The 5,109-nt window shown below is 34.0% G+C and carries 4 protein-coding genes and 1 pseudogene; 2 read left to right on the plus strand and 3 right to left on the minus strand.

Features of this window, described 5'->3' with window-relative positions:
• Window positions 1-63 precede the first annotated feature (63 nt).
• Both BLT15_RS12690 and BLT15_RS13710 read right to left on the minus strand, forming a co-directional pair.
• The gene (locus tag BLT15_RS12690; RefSeq protein ID WP_089762411.1) at window positions 64-687 is read right to left on the minus strand and encodes a hypothetical protein; all 624 of its coding nucleotides are present in this window, start codon (window positions 685-687) and stop codon (window positions 64-66) included.
• Window positions 680-802, minus strand: a complete 123-nt coding sequence (locus BLT15_RS13710) for a hypothetical protein (RefSeq protein WP_268762272.1) — start codon at window positions 800-802, stop codon at window positions 680-682. Before BLT15_RS13710 ends, BLT15_RS12690 begins: the two co-directional genes overlap by 8 nt.
• A 120-nt stretch (window positions 803-922) precedes the next feature.
• Between BLT15_RS13710 and BLT15_RS13595 the strand changes: the two are divergent.
• Window positions 923-1,169: pseudogene (locus BLT15_RS13595) on the plus strand (AbrB/MazE/SpoVT family DNA-binding domain-containing protein).
• Window positions 1,170-1,383: 214 nt separating this feature from the next.
• Window positions 1,384-4,782: an Eco57I restriction-modification methylase domain-containing protein gene (locus tag BLT15_RS12700; protein WP_089762413.1), complete on the plus strand. Its 3,399-nt coding sequence runs from the start codon at window positions 1,384-1,386 to the stop codon at window positions 4,780-4,782.
• A gap of 123 nt (window positions 4,783-4,905) precedes the next feature.
• Here the strand turns inward: BLT15_RS12700 and BLT15_RS12705 are convergent.
• Window positions 4,906-5,109 (minus strand): DUF1670 domain-containing protein (locus BLT15_RS12705; RefSeq protein WP_143423105.1); only part of this gene is annotated, 204 nt, incomplete at its 5' end.

The raw sequence follows: 5,109 nt of genomic DNA on the forward strand, positions 1-5,109 counted from the left end.
GCTGCTTGTGTTTTATTTTTTCGCCTCAAACATTTTTTCGAGAAATTATCGCATATTTTATTTTCAAAGAACGAGGTTTTTCAACAGTCTCCTAGGCTCAAAATCTTTTTCGAACAGCAATAATAAACTTTGGCTGCCGCCATCATAAATTCTCTGATTTGCAGGCAATTCACTCTGAAGTTCGTTTAAATTATCTAATGAAATATCTAACCCCATAATCTCCATTGCGTTAACTGCTTGATATTGATCTCCTCTTTTAGTAAAACCAGTTATTCTTGTCATAGCAGCATTCAATTCTATATCTTCGCCACTATGGTTTAATATATTAAGCTTATATAATGTGTAGTCATTCACACCGTATTTTTGCTTTTTTTCAGTATCAGCTGGCCTTACTTCTCCCATAATTTCTTTGTCTTCATGCATAGAAAAAGAGTGTTTTGCACCAGTGCTTTCTCTTAATTCGCTGATTTCCTCTTTAATTTCTGACTTTTTGTTTTCATCTTCTAACAAATGATATGCAAACAAATAATCACCAAATGCCTCAAACTCATTACCTTCTTCCAAATTTTCCTCGGCGTTTTCAAGGAAAACCTGAGGGTCAGTAATAAGTTCAGAATTTGCACTTACTGAAAAAGCCAAAACCAGCAGAAAAACTAGCATTAAAGTAAATACTCTTTTTTTAAGCATTTTTAGCCTCCTCAAAAAACATAATCCCATTGTGAATAAATTCCCCCTTTTTCTGGCTCATCAAGATCAGCCTCCTTATCAGCCTCCTTATAATTTTAGAAATTTTCCCTCCCATCTCCCCTAATAAAATATTTGTTTAATCTCCCCCATATTACCTGCAAAATATTTTGAATAATTAGCAATAAAATAGGTAAGTTATTTTAATTACTTACAAATAGAGGAGTGAATAAATTTAATTAAAGCTACGGGAATAGTGAGAAGGGTAGACCAGCTGGGAAGAATAGTTTTGCCGAAGAAATCAAGGGAAGATTTAGGGATTGACAAAAAATCCCATGGAAATTTATGTAGATGAAGAAACAGTTATTTTGAAGAAGTATCAGCCAGACTGCACTTTGTGTGGCGGACTTGAGGATTTAGTCACTATAAATGATAAGAATGTCTGCGAGAGCTGTATAATTAAGCTGGATGGTTTAACTAATTAAATGTGTCAAAATTAATACTTGACCGCAGGGGAATTTCGTGGTAAATCTATATGTGCGTTCGGAAACTTGTCGTGGTTCATAGTTTTACTTTTCTTCAGTGCCGGCTTTTTGGCCGGCACTTTTTTATTTCCTCATTATAGGCAGGAATAAATTTTGAGTTATAGAATTCAATTTATTAGAAGATTATTCAAAATAAGATGGGGGATGAAATTTTATGCCTGGACTTTTCAATAAAAAAATAATAGGGCAAAATATCCAGGACTACCACATAGAAAATTTCACCGAAAAGCTGGAAAAGATAAGAAATTGGAAGGAAAACTTAGCCAATATAAAAGGCCTTAACGAGCAGAGACTTCAGTCGGCTTTCCTCAGCGCTATATTTGAAGATATCTTGGGATATAAAAACGATCCGGCTGCAGAGCAGTGGACAATGGAAATAGAATGTTCAACAGATTTAGATGCTAAAACTCCTGATGGTATCTTGGGATTTTATAAAAGGGAAAATGGAGAAGTCAAAAAAGAGCATAAGGCAGTTATTGAATTAAAAGGGCCGCAGGTTGCCCTGGATAAGGATCAGAAAAGAGAAGGAGCTACCTATAAGTCACCGGTGGACCAGGCTTTCAGCTATACCAATAGGTTGGATAAATGTAAGTGGGTTATAGTTTCGAATTTCATCGAAATGAGGTTATATAAAGTTGGGCGCAGTAAAGAATATAATGAGGTATTTCACCTGCAGGATTTAGTGGAAGAGGATGAGTTTAAAAAGTTTCATTATTTATTATCCAGGGATCATCTTATTACAGAAGAGGGCAGAAGTGAAACCCTGAGATTATCTGGAGCCACCAATAAACGCCATGAAGATATTTCAGTTGAATTTTATAATCTCTACAAAAATATGCGGATCAATCTTTTCGAGCATTTAAAGGAAAATAATTCAGATATAGATTTTGAAATCTTGCTGGAAAAAGCCCAGAAATTTTTGGACAGAATAATTTTCATTTGCTTCTGTGAAGATAAGCAGCTCCTTCCCAATGATGTATTGCATCAGGCTATAGAGAGAGGCAAGAATTCTTTCGAGGTTTCAGATACAGCCATCTGGAATCAGATCAGGGGTGTATTCAGGGCCGTAGATGAAGGCAGCGATAAACATAATATCAACGCCTATGACGGCGGTTTGTTTGCTTACGATGAAGTGCTGGATGAGCTAACTATCAAAGATGATTTCTTCGATGCTATATATGAGATTTCCGAATATGATTTTGATAGCGATGTGGATGTCAATATTCTCGGCCATATCTTTGAGCAGTCGATAACCGATATTGAGCAGCTGAAAGCTGATATTAGAGATGACGAGTATGACAAAAATGAGTCCCGCAGGAAAAAAGAAGGTATATATTACACGCCGAAGTATATTACCAGTTATATAGTTGAAAATGCAGTGGGAGGTTATCTGGAGGATAAAAAAGAGGAACTCGGTTATTATGATCTTCCAGATATCGAAGAGGCAGGCAGTAAAAGCTGGCAAACGAGATATACGCAACAGCATATAGATTTTTTCGATAAATATGAAGAAGAGCTGAAGGATATTACTATTCTTGATCCTGCCTGCGGCTCCGGGGCATTTTTGAATCAGGCATTCGATTTTCTTCTGGAGGAACACAGGTGGTTGAATAAACAGCGAGATTTATTGAGAAATGCCTTGCATGAGAGTAACGGGGCTGTTAGCAGAGATAATGAATTACAGGCCAGCCTTACTTCTCAGGAGCGAATATACAGGAATATACTTAAGAATAATTTATATGGTGTGGATCTGAACAGAGAGTCGGTGGAAATTACAAAGTTATCCCTCTGGCTAAAGACAGCCAATAAACAGGATAAGCTTACCAATCTCGATGATAATATTAAATGTGGGAATTCGTTAATTGATGATCCAGAGATTGCCGGGGATAAGGCTTTTGATTGGGAGAAAGAATTTCCTGAAATAATGGAAGATGGTGGGTTTGATGTAGTTATTGGCAATCCTCCTTATGTAAATATAGAAAATATAAATTCTAATATTAGGGAACATTTAAATCATCAATATAGTAAGTTGAAAGGTAGATTTGATATTTATATGGCTTTTATTGAGAAGGGTTTAAATTTATTAAGAGATAATGGTATGTTTTCATTCATTGTTCCATACTCTTTTTCATATGAAAGATATGGAGAATTAATGAGAAAACATATAGACAAGTATTTCATGATAGATAGATTTTTAGATTTGTCTAAAGTCGAAGTTTTCGATGATGCAACGGTAAATAATTTAGTATTTGTAATAAAAAACAAGAATAAGTCAAGTGAGATAAAAGTTGACAGGTTTGATGAGGATGAGAAAAATATATATTTTGCAGGGGAATTTATACCTCAAAATAGTTTTAAAGAGAATCCAAATTATTCATATAGATTAAATCTAACGAAAGAAAAATTAAGTATCATAGAAAAATTAGAAGATCATTCATTTTGTTTGGGAGATATGTATTATATTAATTGGGGAGCAAGAACAGGAGATATTGAAAAATATGTCACTACTGCTCCTAACGCTTCAGATGCTAAAAAAATGATTAATGGTAGAAATGTGGAAAGATATTTTCTTGATTACACAGGGGAATACCTAATTTATAAACCTAATGAGCTTTATAATCCCATGTTTACTGAACTTTTTGAAAAACCCAAAATATTTGTTCCCGATATATCAGGATACAAAGGAATTAAAGCTGCTTATGATGAAGAAAATCATTACGCAGAGCATACAGTCAGTATAATTATTAGAAAAGATAGAATAAAGAATGCAAAAAGAAATGAAAGATATGTTGTTGACCAAGACCAAGAATTTGAGTATATTCAAAATTATGATGATAAATTTATTTTAGGCTTATTAAACTCAAAATTAATAAATTTTTATTTTCTGGAGAGGTTAAGTGGGGGGTTGCACGTTTATCCTAATGATTTAAAAAGTCTGCCTTTGATACCTCATAATAAAGATAAAAAATTGTCAAATAAGATTATATCTTTGGTGACAAAAATAATGAAGAGAAAAAAGGAGATGGTAAAAGAAAAAAATAAAAGTTTTTTTGATGTTTTACATAGGTATATTGGGATGGCTAAAAACAGTTTAAGAGAGATAGTAAAGAAATCTAATTTTAAGAATGAAATATATTCAGGTTCGGCTTATGTAGTTCGGGACTTTACAGTCAGTTTAGATGCAAATATAGTTACTCTTTATTCCCAAAAGTCAAGCAGCGGCAAATATGAATTATTAAAATTTGAAGAAGATGACCAGTATAAAAGACGATATTTAAAACATTACCTGGAGAACTTAACTGAGCAGCAGCTGAAAGAAATCAATGTGAATCATAGTGGAAATTTGCTTAAAAGGGTGCTTCAAATAGAAATACCTGATTATGATAAAGACTATGTGGTTAAAAAAGTAGTTAATGAATGGGAAAGTTTGCAGCAGGAAATCGAGGAACTGAAAGAAGAAATAAAAAAGACTGATGACGAAATAGATCAGATGGTATATGATTTATATGGGTTGACTGATGAAGAAATTGAAATTGTCGAAAATACTATTTGAGCTTTTAATTTATAACTTACACTTAGGATATTTGTCCGCCCTGTTACGAGGTTAGACCTGGTCGTACAGTGTTGACTGGTTCATCAGGGGATTAACCCCCTGATGAAAATTTGAATTTTTAACCTAACCTTCCTTTTCATCTTTGACATGCTCAAGATGATAGTGTTCAATGATTTCAATGTACTGTTCAATTACTGTTTGACTTCTGCCAGTCATGTGCTGTATTCGCGCAGGTTCAATACCTCTTCTGACAAGAAATTTCACTCTTTCATAGTCTTTGATGTATCTATCAACAGCCTGCTGCGAATGATTGGTCTTACGGGCTAT

This window comes from Halarsenatibacter silvermanii (genome assembly GCF_900103135.1).
Lineage (GTDB): Bacteria > Bacillota > Halanaerobiia > Halanaerobiales > Halarsenatibacteraceae > Halarsenatibacter > Halarsenatibacter silvermanii.

Coding starts and splice junctions, on each gene's coding strand:
- BLT15_RS12690 (WP_089762411.1), bottom strand. CDS start 687: ATGCTTAAAAAAAGAGTATTTACTTTAATGCTAGTTTTTCTGCTGGTT.
- BLT15_RS13710 (WP_268762272.1), bottom strand. CDS start 802: ATGGGAGGGAAAATTTCTAAAATTATAAGGAGGCTGATAAGGAGGCTG.
- BLT15_RS12700 (WP_089762413.1), top strand. CDS start 1,384: ATGCCTGGACTTTTCAATAAAAAAATAATAGGGCAAAATATCCAGGAC.